The organism is Candidatus Pantoea formicae (genome assembly GCF_011752625.1).
Taxonomy (GTDB): domain Bacteria; phylum Pseudomonadota; class Gammaproteobacteria; order Enterobacterales; family Enterobacteriaceae; genus Pantoea; species Pantoea formicae.
Genome location: NZ_VWXD01000002.1, coordinates 337,463 through 352,630 on the forward strand (window position 1 = coordinate 337,463; position 15,168 = coordinate 352,630).

Genomic DNA, 15,168 nt, shown 5'->3' on the forward strand with positions numbered 1-15,168 from the left:
CTTTGACGTTAACAATATTGAAACGTTTACTGCCCTGATGCGCATAAGTGGAAATAAAAAGAAACAGCCGCTGGCAGAATGAATGAAAACTGCTGATAGCTGAGGGTGTTAATTATGATTAGAATGACGCCGCTCCTCATTAGGGCCTCCACCTTGCTGGCGGTAAGGACGCTTGCTGCTGCCACAAGATAGCGAAAAAAGGCCTTTTCATCAACTCGTTACAGGTAAATAAGAAGTTAAACCGTGAACATTAACGTCGCAGAATTGTTAAGCGGAAATGACGTTCTGTTATTATTTGTCGTCTTAGCCTTGGGGCTGTGCTTAGGTAAATTACGCCTGGGTTCTGTCCAACTCGGTAATTCCATTGGTGTACTTGTTGTTTCATTGATTTTAGGCCAGCAGCACTTTGCGATAAATACTGATGCATTAAGCCTCGGCTTTATGCTGTTTATTTTTTGTGTCGGTGTTGAAGCTGGGCCAAATTTCTTCTCAATTTTCTTCCGCGACGGTAAAAACTACTTCTTTCTCGCCATTGTTATGGTGATCAGTGCGCTGTTAATTGCTTTAGGTCTTGGCAAAGTCTTCGGATGGGATATCGGTCTAACAGCAGGCATGCTGGCAGGGTCAATGACCTCCACACCCGTGCTGGTTGGCGCAGGTGACACGCTGAGGCAAAGCATCAGTGATAGCCACCAGCTGAATATGATGCAGGATAACCTCAGCCTCGGTTACGCCCTCACCTACCTGATAGGTCTGGTAAGCCTGATTTTTGGTGCGCGCTATCTGCCCCGCCTGCAACATCAGGATTTGCCGACTTGCGCCCAACAAATCGCCCGTGAACGTGGCCTTGATGCTGATAGCCAGCGAAAGGTCTTCCTGCCAGTGATCCGCGCTTATCGCGTGGGTCCAGAGTTGGTTGAGTGGAGCGGTGGTAAAAACCTTCGTGAACTGGGTATTCATCGCCAGACCGGCTGCTATATCGAACGTCTGCGCCGCAACGGTATTCTCGCCAGCCCGGATGGTGACGCCATGCTGCAACTGGGTGACGAGATTTCGCTGGTGGGCTATCCCGACGCGCATGCGCGACTGGATCCCAGCTTCCGTAACGGCAAAGAAGTCTTTGATCGTGATTTGCTCGACATGCGCATCGTCACCGAAGAGATCGTGGTGAAAAATCATAATGCGGTGAACAAACGGCTGAGCCATCTCAAACTCACCGATCATGGCTGTTTCCTTAACCGCGTGATCCGCAGCCAAATTGAGATGCCGATTGATGACAGCATCATGCTCAATAAAGGCGATGTACTTCAGGTCAGCGGCGAAGCACGTCGCGTCAAAAGCCTGGCTGACCGCATCGGTTTTATTGCTATCCATAGTCAAATCACCGATCTGCTGGCCTTCTGCGCTTTCTTTATCATCGGTTTGATGATCGGCATGATCACCTTTCAGTTCAGCAACTTTAGCTTTGGTATTGGCAACGCAGCGGGTCTGCTGTTTGCCGGCATCATGCTCGGTTTCTTGCGCGCCAACCACCCCACCTTTGGCTACATTCCGCAAGGTGCGCTAACCATGTTGAAAGAGTTCGGTCTGATGGTGTTTATGGCCGGCGTAGGATTAAGCGCCGGTAGCGGCTTGCAACATGGTCTTGGCAGTGCGGGCGCTTTGATGCTGCTGAGCGGCCTGCTGGTGAGTTTGTTGCCGGTGGTGATTTGCTATCTGTTTGGCGCTTATGTACTGCGCATGAACCGCGCACTGCTGTTTGGCGCGATCATGGGTGCAAGGACCTGCGCACCAGCGATGGAGATCATTTGTGATACTGCGCGCAGTAGCATTCCGGCACTGGGCTATGCAGGAACTTATGCGATTGCTAACGTTTTGCTGACGCTCGCGGGCACTCTGATTGTGATAATTTGGCCCGTTTTGCCTTTTTAAAAATTTTTTTACGGCGTTCAGAACTTTCTTTTTAGGGCGCAGTCTGAATAAGTGCCACTGCTTTTCTTTGAAATCCCCAAATTGTGGAGCCCGCCAGTCTCTGACTTGCGGGTTTTTTTCTGCCTGCTGTTCCTGCCGCTTAAGGTTCTCCTAAGCGAAAATTGCGACCCTGCGACTCTGGTTTCGCTATTTTCAAACATTCATGCAACTTTCATCAAAGTTAAACACTCCAACAACCCGCAATGAAATTAAGAACTCGACTATTTATTGTTTGTCGGGTCGATTTTACGCTATCAACTTTATTTTACTGGCTTTTTTAGCACTGGTTTTTTTGTGGTGGTCACGCAACGAAAGCCTGGATATTGCCATCAGCCAGATGTGGTTCGATTCCGCAACAATGACGTTCCCATTACAGCACAACCGCTGGCTGGACCTGATCAACCATCGTCTGTTGAAAGATGTGATCATTGCGGGTGCGGTACTGCTCTTATTACGTGGCCTGTACCAGCGTAATGGGCGTCGGATACTGGTGGGCCTGCTGTTCGGCATGGGTCCGTTGGTGATTGGAATTTTGAAAGCACATAGCGCGCACTCATGCCCGTGGGATTTGGCGATGTTTGGTGGTAAAGCGGCCACCTTTGCCTTGCTGGATGCCGCACCGGTCAATAGCGGCCCAGGGCAATGTTTTCCTGGCGGGCATGCCTCCAGCGGGTTTGCTGTGATGGCCTTGTTCTTCCTGTGGTGGCCTGAACGCCCTGGACGTGCACTGCTGGCACTGTGTGCGGGGATCGCTCTAGGTTTGCTGATGGGCTATGGGCAGGTGATGCGCGGCGCACACTTCTTCTCACATAACCTGTGGGCGGGCTGGTGGGTTTGGCTGAGCCAGATGCTGATTTTTGCTGGTGTTTCTTATTGGGTAAACAAGACGAGGAAGACGAAACGTGATGGAAGCACTTAACCACACGGTTTTTTTATGGATTAACGCCACGACTGACTCACCGCAGTGGCTGATTCATTTAGCCACTTTTATCGCGAAAGATGTCATTGCGATAGTGCCGTTACTGATCGTGGCGTTATGGCTGTGGGGCCCCCGTGATCAGGTGCAGTCACAGCGTGCGCTGGTACTGAAAACCGGGATGGCACTGATTTATGCCTTGAGCATATCCTGGTGCGTTGGCCAGTTGCTCCCGCATCCGCGCCCCTTTGCCATCGGGTTTGGGCATCAGTTCCTGGCACATGCTGCTGATGATTCTTATCCCAGCGATCATGGCACCACTATTTTCACCTTCGCGTTGGCCTTTATCTTCTGGCATCGCCTGTGGTCAGGCGTGATTTTGCTGGCCGTGGGCAGCGCTATCGCCTGGTCACGTGTCTATCTCGGCGTACACTGGCCGATGGATATGCTAGGAGGATTTTTGGTGGGTTTACTGGCGTGCCTGGCATCGCACATGGCTTGGCAGTTGTACGGCGAACGTATGCTAGGCTTCACCCATCAGGTTTACCGCGCCTTGTTTGCCATGCCGATTAAAAAAGGCTGGATCCGCGGATAATATTTTGGGCGGCCAATTGGCCGCCCAAAAACTAACTAAACCACTTCCCAAACCAGCCGTTGAATTTCATCATAATGAAATCCCAGATACGGCCAACGAATCCCCCTTCCGGTACATCTTCCATCACCACCAGCGGACGCTGATCCACCGTTTTGCCATCCAACTGGAAATCGATAGTACCAACCACCTGATTTTTCTGTAATGGCGCTTCCAGCTGCGGTGAATTTAACGTGAAACTCGCCTTAAGATTTTTCATTTGGCCTTTTGGTACGGTGATAGCCGCGTCTTTAGCGACGCCCAAATTGACCTGACTGCGATCGCCAAACCAAACGCGCTGCTGCGCAAAAGGCTTGTCTGCTTTGATTGGCGTGACGGTTTCATAGAAACGAAAGCCCCACGTCAGTAATTTTTCACTCTCGCGGAAACGGATCGCGTCAGTTTGCGTACCCAGTACCACCGAGATCAAACGCATATCGCCATCCACCGCTGACGCCACGAGATTGTTACCCGCCCCCGAGGTGTGACCGGTTTTAATCCCATCCACCTTCAGATTGCTGCTCCACAATAAGCGGTTACGGTTCAGCTGTTTGATGTGGTTGAAAGTAAACTCTTTCTGACTGTTCAATGCATATTCATCGGGTACATCACTGATCAGACGTTGACCGATAATGGCCATATCGCGTGCGGTACTGTACTGCCCTTCAGCATCCAGACCGTGCACCGTCATAAAGTGGGTATTTTGTAAGCCGAAGGCTTTCACATAGTTGTTCATCAGCCCGATAAAGGAGTCCTGGCTGCCGGCAACGTAATCCGCAAGTGCAATACAGGCATCATTTCCAGACTGTATGACCACTCCTTTGTTCAGCTCAGAAACGGGAATGCGGTCGCCGGGCTTGAGAAACATCAATGATGAACCACGAAGCTTTGGATTACCGGTTGCCCACGCATCCTGACCGATAGTCACAAGATCATCGTTATGAATTTTCCCTGCTTTGAGCGCCTGCCCTACCACGTAGCTGGTCATCATTTTGGTCAGACTGGCCGGGTCAAGACGCTGGTCAGCATTGGATTCCGCCAGCACTTTACCGCTGTTGTAATCCATTAACACCCAAGCTTTGGCCTCAATCTGTGGTGCATCAGGTGCCTGTTCAGCCTGAGTGGTGACGGGAAGGAAAAGCACTAATAATGAAGTGGCAGCCAGCGGCCGCAATTTGGAAATGACGGAGTTTTTTCTCATGAGCGTGACCAGATTGTCCTTGTTAAATCATGGTTTTCTTGCGGGTAAGACATGTCTTAACAAAAGCTACACGCTAACTACCTGCGAACAAAACCGTCCAACCGTAAAGTTTTATAGAGTTTATTAGAGTAACCCTGGCACCAACCCCGATGCGCTGCCACTTTTGATGTGTTGCGCAAGATGAAAAATTGCGAGAAATTCCGATTTTTCGCAGAACGGTTAAGCCAGTCACAAAATTCCGCTAACCTGATGCCAATCAGCCCGAGGAGAACCACGATGGACTTAGCCGTTTTCGATTTGGACGAAACCCTGATTTGTGAAGACAGTACCAGCCTGTGGCTGCGCTGGCTGGTATCACAAGGGTTTGCGCCTGAAGCATTGATCTCTCAGGAACAAGCATTGATGGCGAAATACCATGCCGGCACCCTCTCTATTGAAGAGTACATGAGTACCACGCTTGCCCCCCTCGCCGGTATGGCGACACTGACCGTTGAGGGCTGGGTAAGGCGTTTTATCCATCGCGACATCTTGCCGCGCGTCTTCCCCGCCGCGCGTGAGCGTATTGACTGGCATCAGCAGCGTGGCGACACGGTCATGATCATTACTGCCAGCGGCGACCATCTGGCCGTCCCCATAGCCCAACGCTTGGGTGTACATGGTGCTTTGGCGATAGGCGTGGAAGTGGTCGATGAGCGTTACAGTGGACAGATTTATGGCACTGCCACCTACCGCGAAGGCAAAGTCACACGTCTGAGCGATTGGAAAGCCTTGCAGCAGGATCAGCGCTTCGAGCGTACCTGGGCTTACAGCGACTCCATGAATGACCTGCCGCTGCTTGCCCACGCCGATCATGCCTGGGTTATCAACCCCGATGCATCACTGCAGCAAGAAGCCCAGCAGCGCGGTTGGGAAGTGTGTAACTGGGTGCGATAAGCTACCCGCGAGGGGTGCTGGCCTCACCTGCCAGCCCCACTTTTAACAGCTTGCCGTTGGCTTCATCGGTCAGCACATAAAGATAGCCATCGGGGCCCTGTCGCACATCGCGAATGCGTTCATCATGATCCTGAAGCAAGCGCTGTTCTTCCACCACTTTTTCGCCATTGACCTGCAAGCGAATCAGGCTTTTCTCTTTAAGCGCACCGATAAACAGCGAATTTTTCCATTGCGGGAAGCGTGCACTGTTGTAAAACGCCATGCCGCTGATGGCGGGTGAGACTTTCCACCAGAACAGTGGTTGCTCGGTGCCATTCACATGCGTGCCCTGTGATTCCGGTACTTTCTGTCCGCTATAATCAATGCCGTAGGTCGCCAGTGGCCAACCGTAATTTTTTCCTTTCTCAGGAATGTTCACCTCATCACCACCGCGCGGGCCATGCTCACTTTCCCAAATTTGCTGGGTCCACGGATTGAGCGCTAAGCCCTGGGGATTGCGCATGCCATAAGACCAGATCTCTGCACGTGCATTTTTTTGCTGCACAAACGGATTATCCGGTGGAATTTGACCATCCTGCGTCAGGCGCACAATTTTGCCCGAGAGCTTGTCAAGTTGTTGAGCACTACTGCTGGCGAAGTTGTCACCAAAGGCGATATAGAGGTAGCCCTGATGATCAAACGCCAGCCGAGTGCCAATGTTGGCACCGCTGGAGAGTTTTGGCGTTTGCTCCAACACCACCTTGAAGTCGCTTAACTGACGGTTGTCATCGCTCAGCCGGCCGTAGCCCACGACGCCACCCGCCCGCCCTTCGGCATCAGCGGTGGTGTAACTGAGCCACACCCGGCGACTTTGAGCAAAATCGGGCGCTAATACCACATCCAGCAAACCGCCCTGTCGATTCGCCCAGACTTTTGGCACGCCGCCGATAGGTTGCGATAACCCTTTGCCCGGTTGCCAGCTGCGCAGTTGCCCGGATCGTTCGGTGATCAGCAGGGTTTGATTATCGGGCAGAAACGCCACCGACCAGGGATGATCGAGCTTGTCCTGCAATACCTGAACTTGCACATCAGCGGCCAGAGAAGAATAAGAATAACTCAACGCGCCAAGCAGCAGCGCGACAGGCAGTAAACGCATGGGATTCTCCTTTTTACGGTCTGCCGTTAAGGGTAGTCAGCCCGTAAGAAAGGATGTGCAGGATTTACAAAACATTAAGCCCGGCGCAGAGGCCGGGCAGCAAATCAAGGTGCAGAGAACGCGACGGCATCGCGCACCATTTCGTCGATGCCAGGGCGGACATCGTTGAGGGTGATCGGTGCACTGTTGTTCGGCAAAGACTTGCCGAAAGCTTTACGCACCACTTTGATCAACGGCTTACCGGTTTGTGCATCGACCGCTTCCACCTCCAGGAACAGCGCACTGTTTTGCGTACGATGCCCTGTCGCGGCCATGGTGCTGGCCACGACGGCGGCAATCGGCACCACCTCATAGAATTGCATACCCTCATTTTCCGCTGTCACCGCAGTAATAGCGCTCCTCACACGTAGGGTATGCGCACCTGGCTTCGCGACCACCGGTTTACGCGCAGCCACGGCTTGTTTTAACTGGCTATCAGTGTATTGGCGAATTTGATCCAAGGTCTGCTGGCTAATGCGCTCATTGGGACGCGCGGCGGGATAATAGACCACAGGCTCAAACACCACGTTGGTGTAATCCGCGCTGTGGTAATCCGGCGAGATCCAGCGCAACGTCGGTTTACCGCTCGGCGACTGGGCCGGCTTTAACTGGCTGTAATCGCCTAGAAAACCCGAGAACTGTTGTTTATCGGCAACATGAGAAGTACAGCCGACGGCCAGCATCGCTAACGTTAAAGCGGGAATATAAAGACGAAATCGCATGAGTGAGCCCTTATAAGAGGTAAACGCTTCTCAAGTGTAGATTGCGCGCTGATAACTCAAATAAAAATTTTCCACTCAACCAAGCGAAGCGTGATCGGATAAATGATTTTGGCTATAGAGGGCACGGAATAGTGCAATTAACCTGGTTAAACCCAAAGTTACACAATCATTCAAATAGAAACACAAAGACACACACAGCGCTTAATAATGTTAACAGCTCGGCGCGAACCAAAAGGTACAATTACAACGCATATCAACTTCTTACAATTCCCCCATGAAAACCAACGATTTTAAAGTCAAACCTCTTATTGCAACGCTACTGTTTGCTTCAACGCTCTCTGCAGCACAAGCCAGTGATTTTTTTCATCAGGATACCCTTACCGGTGACTGGGAAGGTGCACGTAGCGCACTCGTTCAGCAAGGTGTGACACTGAGCGGCGATTATGTTTCTGAAACGGCAGGCGTGCTTAACGGCGGCCAGTCTTATGGCACCCGCTATGCACAACAAATTCGTCTGGGAGCCACCTTCGATTTAAACCGACTGTTTAGCGCAGATCACGCGGGTACGATTCAACTTACCCTCAACGATCGCCGTGGTCGCAGCACCTCAGGTGACTTGGTAGGTAACCGTTTACCTGTTCAGGAAGTTTATGGCGGTGAATATACCCGCCTGAGCGAATTCAGCTATGCCAACTGGTTAGTCACACCCCAATTGCAATACAAGTTGGGACTGCTGGCGATGGGCAATGACTTTGGTGGCTTATCCATCCTGACCAATTTTATGAACGCCGGATTTTGCGCCCACCCGCTCTCGATGTCAGGCGGCAGTGGCTGGGGAAACTATCCTAACGCACACTTGGGTGGTGAGCTTAAATACAACTTTAACGATAGCTGGGCATTACAAACCGCGGTGTTTAACGTGAATCCCGAAGAAAACAGTGAATCCTCGCGCGCCTTCAAACCCTTTGCACCTGGCACAACAGGCTATATCGTCCCGGTTGAGCTGATCTACAACTTGCACAGTGCATTGCCGGGACAATACAAGCTGGGATATTACTTCGACAGTTCAAATGTGGCTCGCATTGACCAGCCAGAACGACGGGCGAATAAACGCTGGGGTGCCTATGTGCTGGCCGATCAGACCGTGTGGCAATCTTCGACTCTACGCAGCCAAAATCTGCATGTTTTCGGTCAAGCCACCACCACGGATGAGGCCACTTCCACCTTCCGTCATTGGTACTCTGCAGGGCTGGTATTAAATGGTCCGTTTGCTGCGCGCCCGAATGACGCCATTGCCATTGGCTATGGTCGAGCCGTTTACAATCAGCACAGCCGTGACAATGCGGTGGAGGGATTGCGCGCCAAAGACGAGCTGGCGGCGGCTGACGCCATGAACAGTCTGGATATCGGTGAGCAACTGATTGAGATGACCTACACCCTGCAAGCGACACCTTGGTTGTCAGTACGCCCAAGCGTACAGTACATCAAGGAGCCAGGAGCCTTTTCTAACAAAGAGATCAAAGATGCTTGGGTGACAGGCGTTCAAGTCAAAGTGAAGTTCTGATCAAAATCGCCTTCTGCGACTTTCGCAGAAGGCGTGCTAGCGCTTTATTCGAAGCAGGTTTCTGGATTATCTGACAGAGAAATAAACGACTCACCGCCTTTGGTCAGAGCGATAATGCCGCCGCTCTCAATATCATAAACCCACCCATGCAGGCGAACTTTGCCTTTACGCAGCGCGACGGCCACAGAAGGGTGTGTTTTGATATTGTTCAGCTGGGCAATGACGTTCTCTTTCACCATCTCTTTCAGCCGCGTTTCCACAGACTCGTACTGGCGTTCTTCGACCACGGCTTTCGCCGCGTTGGCGTAATGCAACCAATGATCTACCGCAGGCATGCTTTCCAGGTCGGCATTTGCTGCAATGGCATTCATTGCTCCACAGTTGGAGTGACCGCAGATGATAATTTCGGAGACGCCGAGTGCCACCACCGCATATTCAATCGTGGCTGACACACCGCCAGGCTCTGGCCCAAACGGCGGTACGATATTACCGGCGTTACGGATCACGAACAGCTGACCCGGTTCCGACTGCGTTACCAGCTCCGGCACCAGACGGCTGTCTGAACAGGAAATGAATAACGCTTTAGGATTCTGGTTAGAAGCCAGACTTTTGAAAAGATCCTTCCTTTCAGGGAACACATTCTGTTGAAAATTCAGAAAACCTTTTACGATCTCTTGCATTTGTCTGCTCTCACATTATCCACTTCTGCTTAGGCTATGAGACACTGCCGTCCGCGCGAGTTAAAATTCTTCAGTGACGAGAATAACTTACAATCACCAATCAAATATTTAAGCAAAACGGGTTGGATTACACAACTCGGATCACCCAATCCGAAAGTAAAACTAACTGTAGAATTGTCGATAATAATAGCGACTCTACAACCTCTACACCTCAGATAAGGATAGCGATGAGTATGAAAAAGTTGCTGGTTATTTCTCTGCTGGCCCTCAGTGGGCAAGCTATTGCCGCCGATGCAGATATTGCCAAACCCCTTGATGACACTCTGCAAGCCTGTAAGAACAATGCCAATAACACACTGGAAAGCGCAGATTGCTATCAGAAGGCCACCCAAGCCTGGGACAAGATGCTCAACGTGCAATATCAAGCGCTGTTGAGTGGCCAAAGTGAGGCATTCAAACAGAAAATGAAAATCTCCCAACGCAGCTGGATCAAATACAAAGAAGACTATTTTGCAGCGATGGAGAGCTTCTACCAGCAACAGCAGGGCACCATTTGGGGGCTGGTTGCAGCGGAATCAAAATTGAATGTTATTCGTGATAAAGCATTGGATTTATATCGGTTGCGTAACAGTACCAATATGGAAGGATAACGTTGTCGCGGAGAATACGCTCCGCGCTTCATCTTCCCTATACATTTTCTTCAGCAACCTCTGTACAATCGCCCCCCTATCCACACTAATTATGATGAATTCTTATTCTTATGAGCCATGTCAAAAATCCGCCGCGCGTGGGCTTCGTCTCACTCGGCTGTCCAAAAAACCTCGTCGACTCTGAACGCATCCTGACGGAGCTGCGTACTGAAGGTTACGATGTGGTGCCACGCTACGATGATGCGGAGATCGTCATCGTTAACACCTGCGGATTTATTGATAGCGCCGTACAGGAATCACTGGAAGCGATTGGTGAAGCACTGAACGAAAACGGCAAAGTGATCGTGACTGGCTGCCTGGGTGCCAAAGTGGATCAGATCCGCGAAGTGCATCCTAAAGTGCTGGAGATCACCGGTCCACATAGCTATGAGCAAGTGCTGTCACACGTTCACACCTACGTGCCGAAGCCTGAGCACAACCCCTTCCTCAGCCTGGTGCCAGAACAGGGCGTGAAGTTAACGCCGCGCCATTACGCTTACCTGAAAATTTCTGAAGGCTGTAACCATCGTTGTACCTTCTGCATCATTCCATCGATGCGTGGCGATCTCGATAGCCGCCCCATTGGCTCGGTACTCGATGAAGCAAAACGTTTGGTAGAAGCAGGCGTAAAAGAGCTGCTGGTGATTTCACAAGATACCTCTGCCTACGGCGTGGATGTGAAGCATCGCACCGGTTTCTGGAATGGATCCCCAGTGAAAACCAGCATGGTCGGCTTGTGTGAGCAGCTGGCTAAGCTTGGCGTTTGGGTACGTCTGCACTACGTCTACCCCTACCCACATGTGGACGATGTGATCCCACTGATGGCGGAAGGTAAAATCCTGCCGTATCTGGATATTCCACTACAGCACGCCAGCCCGCGTATCCTGAAGTTAATGAAACGCCCTGGGGCCGTTGAGCGTACGCTGGAGCGCATCAAGCGCTGGCGTGAAATTTGCCCAGAATTGACGCTGCGTTCGACCTTCATTGTCGGCTTCCCAGGTGAAACCGAAGAAGATTTCCAGATGCTGCTCGACTTCCTGAAAGAAGCACGCCTGGACCGCGTCGGCTGCTTCCAATACAGCCCGGTTGAAGGTGCAACTGCCAACCAGTTGCCGGATCAGGTGCCCGATGACGTGAAGCAGGATCGTTTCGACCGCTTTATGCAACTGCAGCAGAAAATCTCCAGCGAACGTCTGCAGGAGAAAATCGGCCGCGAAGTACTGGTCATCATCGATGAAGTGGATGAAGAAGGCGCAGTTGGCCGCAGTATGGCCGATGCACCTGAGATCGACGGTGCGGTGTATCTCAATGGCGATCGTCAGGTGAAAGTCGGTGATGTGGTGCGTGTCAAAGTGGAACACGCCGATGAGTACGATTTATGGGGTACGCGCGTTTAACCGTGCTTCTGCTGGTGCGCACGTTTGCGCGCCAGATAATCGGTGTCCAATCTCAGCCGATCCCAGCAAGATTTGAAAATGGCCGCCGCAGCGGCCTTTTCTTTTTCTGTGGTACGCGGCAGCTCATTGCCGTCCTCATCATATTTTCGCCCGCCTTTATGATTACTGTAGCGACGTGCGCGGGTATAGCCCATCTGAATAAATTTTCGCGCCATATCCATGCCAACAAAGTCGTCCTGTGCGCGATAGTCCTCAAACAGTTGCATGATCTGGACAGAAGATTCCTGCGCCAATTCCACGGTACGAAAGCGCCAGAACGGCAGAATTTCGCTCTTATAAGGCTCCACCATTAGTACCCCCTGCTCACCGCGCCCCACCTGATAAAGGTCTGGCCGCTGTCGGAAATCGATATTCTTAAAGTCTTGTTCGTAATCAAAGGGTTTCACTGCATTTCTCCTACACGACATTATCACATGTTGCAATTATTTTTTTCCGGCACTTAAGCAATACGCTTCCACACCGATAACCTCTCTACCAGCCTACTTTGCTCAGAGAGAATCATGTTGACGAAAATGAAAATTGTGACTGCCATCATCTTGATGCTGTTGGTATTCACCGCCATGCAGGCCATCTCCGGCTCGCTATTTTTATCTTCCCTAATCGCTGGTCAGCATAATTTCACTGCCAGTAACCAACTGTCGCATCAACAGCGTGAGTTCTCCGACAGCTGGCAAACACTGGTGAAAACACGCGTCATTATCAACCGCGTCGCGATTCGTATTCTGAAAAATCAGACCGATGATGCTTCACGCGCGGCCATCAACAAGCTGCTGGTTTCTGCCGGTGCATCGCTTGATGAAGCTAAACAGCACTTTGACCGCTACAAAAGTGTCCCGCGTATTACAGGGCAAAGTGCAGCTTCCGCCCAGCTTATCGAAAATCAATTCAACAACTACTACCAACTGCTGAATCAATCTGCGGCCTTCCTGAAAGCCAACAACTATGCCGCCTATGGCGAGTTGGATGCACAGCAGGCGCAGGATGATTTGGAGGCGGCCTACAAGCAATGGCGTGGTGACAATGTTCAACTGATCAATGCGCGCGCTGCAGATAACGATAGCACTTATCAGCATATGCTGGTGATGGTCGCGGTGATGGCGGTGATTGTGCTGCTGTTGCTGGTGGTGGTGTGGCAACTGGTCCGCCGCATTCTGCTGGCTCCAATGAAGCAGGTGCAGCAGCAAATGGAGCGTTTTGCCGACGGCGACCTCTCTGCCAGTCTGAAGATTGAAGGACGCAGCGAAATGGCCGCCATCGCCGCGAGCCTCAACCATATGCAACAGGCCTTGTTGAGTACCATCAACAATGTCCGCGACAGTGCCGATGCCATTTTTGGCAGTGCCAGTGCGATCGCTAACGGTAACAACGATCTCTCCTCGCGTACCGAACAACAAGCCGCCTCGCTGGAAGAGACCGCCGCGAGCATGGAGCAGTTGACTGCCACCGTCAAACAGAATGCTGATAACGCGCGCCAGGCCTCGCAATTAGCGAAAACCGCGTCGGAAACCGCAGACAAAGGCGGCAATGTGGTCGATGGCGTCGTAAAAACCATGCGCGATATTACCGACAGTTCGAAAAAAATTGCCGACATCACCAGCGTGATCGATGGTATTGCTTTCCAGACCAACATTTTGGCGCTCAATGCTGCCGTTGAGGCGGCGCGCGCGGGTGAACAGGGACGCGGCTTTGCCGTGGTAGCGGGCGAAGTCCGTAACCTCGCGCAGCGCAGTGCCCAGGCAGCGAAAGAGATTAAGCTGCTGATTGAGGGCTCCGTGCAGCGCGTCAATTTGGGTTCACAGCAAGTGAGCAGCGCCGGCGATACCATGCAGGAGATCGTCAGTGCGGTAACGCGCGTGACTGACATCATGGGCGAGATTGCATCTGCTTCTGACGAGCAAAGTCGCGGTATCGACCAGATTGGTGTGGCGGTAAACGAGATGGATCGCGTGACGCAGCAGAATGCCACGCTGGTTCAGGAGTCGGCTAACGCCTCGGCTTCGCTGGAGCAACAAGCGAGCAGCCTGTCGTCTGCGGTCGCACGCTTCAAAACCGGCTCACGTACTGTGACAGTGGTAGCCCCGGTGACGAAAGCGGTTAAAGCCCCCATCGCAGCAGCGCCACGTGCCCTACCCGCTGCCGGTGCGCAAAGCAATGACAATTGGGAAACCTTCTGAGTCGACAATAAAACCTGGTCGCCATGAATGGCGACCCTACGGGAACAAGTGCGGGTTTGTAGGGTGCGCATTAATGGCGATCCAATCTGCGAAAGCGGGATTTCGTAGGGCGCGCATTTATGCGCACCTCTTTAACATTTTAAGTTTTTAACTTCGGATCTAACGCATCTCGCAGCCCATCACCCAGCAGATTGAACGCCAGCACGGTCAGGAAAATCGCCAGACTCGGGAAGATCGCCACATGCGGCGCAATCACCATATCGGCTCGCGCCTCATTGAGCATCGCGCCCCACTCCGGTGTTGGCGGCTGTGCGCCCAGTCCGAGGAAAGACAAACTTGCTGCCGTGATGATTGAGGTGCCAATACGCATGGTGAAGTAGACCACGATAGACGATACGGTACCCGGTAGAATATGACGCATGATGATGGTCCAGTCGGATGCACCAATGCTGCGGGCAGATTCAATAAAGGTTTGATGCTTCAGTACTAAAGTATTACCGCGCACCAGACGGGCAAAGGCTGGGATACTAAAAATCGCCACCGCCACAATCACGTTACTCATGCCGCTTCCCATGATCGCCACCACCGCAATCGCCAGCAAGATGCCGGGAAAGGCGAATAGCACATCACAAATACGCATGGTGATACGATCCCACCAGCCTTCGTAATATCCCGCCAGTAGGCCCAGCATCGTGCCAATCAGTGCGCCGATCGCCACCGAGAAGAACCCGGCAATCAATGAAATTCGCGTCCCCACCAGCACACGACTAAAAATATCGCGTCCCAGCGAATCAACGCCAAACCAGTGCATCATCGACGGCCCTTCATTCAGCCTGTCGTAATCAAAATAGTTTTCTGCATCAAAAGGGGCAATCCAGGGCGCGACAAACGCGACCACAATTAACAGCAGCACAAACAGGCCCGCCACCATCGCCACATGTTGATGGCGAAAACGGCGCCAAAATTCACGCCACGGCGTACGTACCCGGGTTTCCGTCATCATTGGCATGGTTTTCAATGCCGCTGCGCGTCGCCAGTTCTTCAAAGTGCGGCTCC

The 15,168-nt window shown here is 52.0% G+C and carries 14 protein-coding genes; 8 read left to right on the forward strand and 6 right to left on the reverse strand.

Annotated features, from left to right (window positions below; genetic code table 11):
• The first annotated feature begins 243 nt into the window (after positions 1-243).
• The 3 genes from F3J38_RS06250 to ybjG all read left to right on the forward strand — a co-directional run bounded on the left by F3J38_RS06250 (position 244) and on the right by ybjG (position 3,482).
• Positions 244-1,932, forward strand: a complete 1,689-nt coding sequence (locus F3J38_RS06250; protein ID WP_084934757.1) for an aspartate:alanine antiporter — start codon at positions 244-246, stop codon at positions 1,930-1,932.
• 202 nt (positions 1,933-2,134) lie between these two features.
• Entirely contained in the window at positions 2,135-2,890 is a 756-nt protein-coding gene (locus tag F3J38_RS06255) for a phosphatase PAP2 family protein (RefSeq protein ID WP_167136105.1), read from the forward strand.
• Positions 2,877-3,482: an undecaprenyl-diphosphate phosphatase gene (ybjG, locus tag F3J38_RS06260; protein WP_167137079.1), complete on the forward strand. Its 606-nt coding sequence runs from the start codon at positions 2,877-2,879 to the stop codon at positions 3,480-3,482. The genes F3J38_RS06255 and ybjG overlap by 14 nt, the downstream gene beginning before the upstream one ends.
• A 31-nt stretch (positions 3,483-3,513) precedes the next feature.
• On the opposite strand, the gene F3J38_RS06265 is transcribed toward ybjG, so the two are convergent.
• On the reverse strand, positions 3,514-4,719 hold the full coding sequence (locus F3J38_RS06265; RefSeq protein WP_167136107.1) for a serine hydrolase: 1,206 nt from the start codon (positions 4,717-4,719) through the stop codon (positions 3,514-3,516).
• 276 nt (positions 4,720-4,995) lie between these two features.
• Between F3J38_RS06265 and F3J38_RS06270 the strand changes: the two genes are divergently transcribed.
• Complete coding sequence (locus F3J38_RS06270) at positions 4,996-5,652, forward strand: HAD family hydrolase (RefSeq protein WP_167136109.1); 657 nt, start codon at positions 4,996-4,998, stop codon at positions 5,650-5,652.
• Position 5,653: 1 nt separating this feature from the next.
• Here the strand turns inward: F3J38_RS06270 and F3J38_RS06275 are convergent, their stop codons facing one another.
• Together F3J38_RS06275 and F3J38_RS06280 are read right to left on the reverse strand one after the other, a co-directional pair.
• Positions 5,654-6,787 carry a PQQ-dependent sugar dehydrogenase gene (locus F3J38_RS06275; RefSeq protein WP_167136111.1) on the reverse strand — a complete coding sequence of 378 codons (1,134 nt, stop codon included), beginning with the start codon at positions 6,785-6,787 and terminating at the stop codon, positions 5,654-5,656.
• 104 nt (positions 6,788-6,891) lie between these two features.
• Positions 6,892-7,548 carry a DUF3313 domain-containing protein gene (locus F3J38_RS06280; RefSeq protein ID WP_167136113.1) on the reverse strand — a complete coding sequence of 219 codons (657 nt, stop codon included), beginning with the start codon at positions 7,546-7,548 and terminating at the stop codon, positions 6,892-6,894.
• A 274-nt stretch (positions 7,549-7,822) separates the two neighbouring features.
• On the opposite strand from F3J38_RS06280, the gene F3J38_RS06285 reads away from it, so the two are divergent.
• The gene (locus tag F3J38_RS06285; RefSeq protein ID WP_167136115.1) at positions 7,823-9,112 is read left to right on the forward strand and encodes a carbohydrate porin; all 1,290 of its coding nucleotides are present in this window, start codon (positions 7,823-7,825) and stop codon (positions 9,110-9,112) included.
• Positions 9,113-9,156: 44 nt separating this feature from the next.
• On the opposite strand, the gene F3J38_RS06290 is transcribed toward F3J38_RS06285, so the two are convergent.
• Positions 9,157-9,792, reverse strand: coding sequence for a carbonic anhydrase (locus F3J38_RS06290; RefSeq protein WP_167136117.1), 636 nt, complete (start codon positions 9,790-9,792; stop codon positions 9,157-9,159).
• A 227-nt stretch (positions 9,793-10,019) separates the two neighbouring features.
• On the opposite strand from F3J38_RS06290, the gene F3J38_RS06295 reads away from it, so the two are divergent.
• The gene (locus F3J38_RS06295; RefSeq protein ID WP_240155913.1) at positions 10,020-10,442 is read left to right on the forward strand and encodes a lysozyme inhibitor LprI family protein; all 423 of its coding nucleotides are present in this window, start codon (positions 10,020-10,022) and stop codon (positions 10,440-10,442) included.
• A 110-nt stretch (positions 10,443-10,552) separates the two neighbouring features.
• Complete coding sequence (rimO, locus tag F3J38_RS06300; RefSeq protein ID WP_167136119.1) at positions 10,553-11,878, forward strand: 30S ribosomal protein S12 methylthiotransferase RimO; 1,326 nt, start codon at positions 10,553-10,555, stop codon at positions 11,876-11,878.
• Here rimO and F3J38_RS06305 read toward each other — a convergent pair.
• Positions 11,875-12,324: a DUF4385 domain-containing protein gene (locus tag F3J38_RS06305; protein ID WP_167136121.1), complete on the reverse strand. Its 450-nt coding sequence runs from the start codon at positions 12,322-12,324 to the stop codon at positions 11,875-11,877. The genes rimO and F3J38_RS06305 overlap by 4 nt on opposite strands.
• 114 nt (positions 12,325-12,438) lie before the next feature.
• Here F3J38_RS06305 and F3J38_RS06310 point away from each other — a divergent pair, with 114 nt between their 5' ends.
• Positions 12,439-14,112 (forward strand): methyl-accepting chemotaxis protein, encoded by a 1,674-nt coding sequence (locus F3J38_RS06310; protein ID WP_167136123.1) that lies wholly within the window; start codon positions 12,439-12,441, stop codon positions 14,110-14,112.
• A 139-nt stretch (positions 14,113-14,251) separates the two neighbouring features.
• Here F3J38_RS06310 and gsiD read toward each other — a convergent pair whose 3' ends face one another.
• On the reverse strand, positions 14,252-15,157 hold the full coding sequence (gsiD, locus tag F3J38_RS06315) for a glutathione ABC transporter permease GsiD (protein WP_167136125.1): 906 nt from the start codon (positions 15,155-15,157) through the stop codon (positions 14,252-14,254).
• Positions 15,158-15,168: the final 11 nt, after the last annotated feature.

What these genes read in the sequence shown, in the direction of transcription:
- F3J38_RS06255 (WP_167136105.1), top strand. Translation starts at nt 2,135, where the DNA reads ATGCAACTTTCATCAAAGTTAAACACTCCAACAACCCGCAATGAAATT.
- ybjG (WP_167137079.1), top strand. Translation starts at nt 2,877, where the DNA reads ATGGAAGCACTTAACCACACGGTTTTTTTATGGATTAACGCCACGACT.
- F3J38_RS06265 (WP_167136107.1), bottom strand. Translation starts at nt 4,719, where the DNA reads ATGAGAAAAAACTCCGTCATTTCCAAATTGCGGCCGCTGGCTGCCACT.
- F3J38_RS06270 (WP_167136109.1), top strand. Translation starts at nt 4,996, where the DNA reads ATGGACTTAGCCGTTTTCGATTTGGACGAAACCCTGATTTGTGAAGAC.
- F3J38_RS06275 (WP_167136111.1), bottom strand. Translation starts at nt 6,787, where the DNA reads ATGCGTTTACTGCCTGTCGCGCTGCTGCTTGGCGCGTTGAGTTATTCT.
- F3J38_RS06280 (WP_167136113.1), bottom strand. Translation starts at nt 7,548, where the DNA reads ATGCGATTTCGTCTTTATATTCCCGCTTTAACGTTAGCGATGCTGGCC.
- F3J38_RS06285 (WP_167136115.1), top strand. Translation starts at nt 7,823, where the DNA reads ATGAAAACCAACGATTTTAAAGTCAAACCTCTTATTGCAACGCTACTG.
- F3J38_RS06290 (WP_167136117.1), bottom strand. Translation starts at nt 9,792, where the DNA reads ATGCAAGAGATCGTAAAAGGTTTTCTGAATTTTCAACAGAATGTGTTC.
- F3J38_RS06295 (WP_240155913.1), top strand. Translation starts at nt 10,020, where the DNA reads ATGAGTATGAAAAAGTTGCTGGTTATTTCTCTGCTGGCCCTCAGTGGG.
- rimO (WP_167136119.1), top strand. Translation starts at nt 10,553, where the DNA reads ATGAGCCATGTCAAAAATCCGCCGCGCGTGGGCTTCGTCTCACTCGGC.
- F3J38_RS06310 (WP_167136123.1), top strand. Translation starts at nt 12,439, where the DNA reads ATGTTGACGAAAATGAAAATTGTGACTGCCATCATCTTGATGCTGTTG.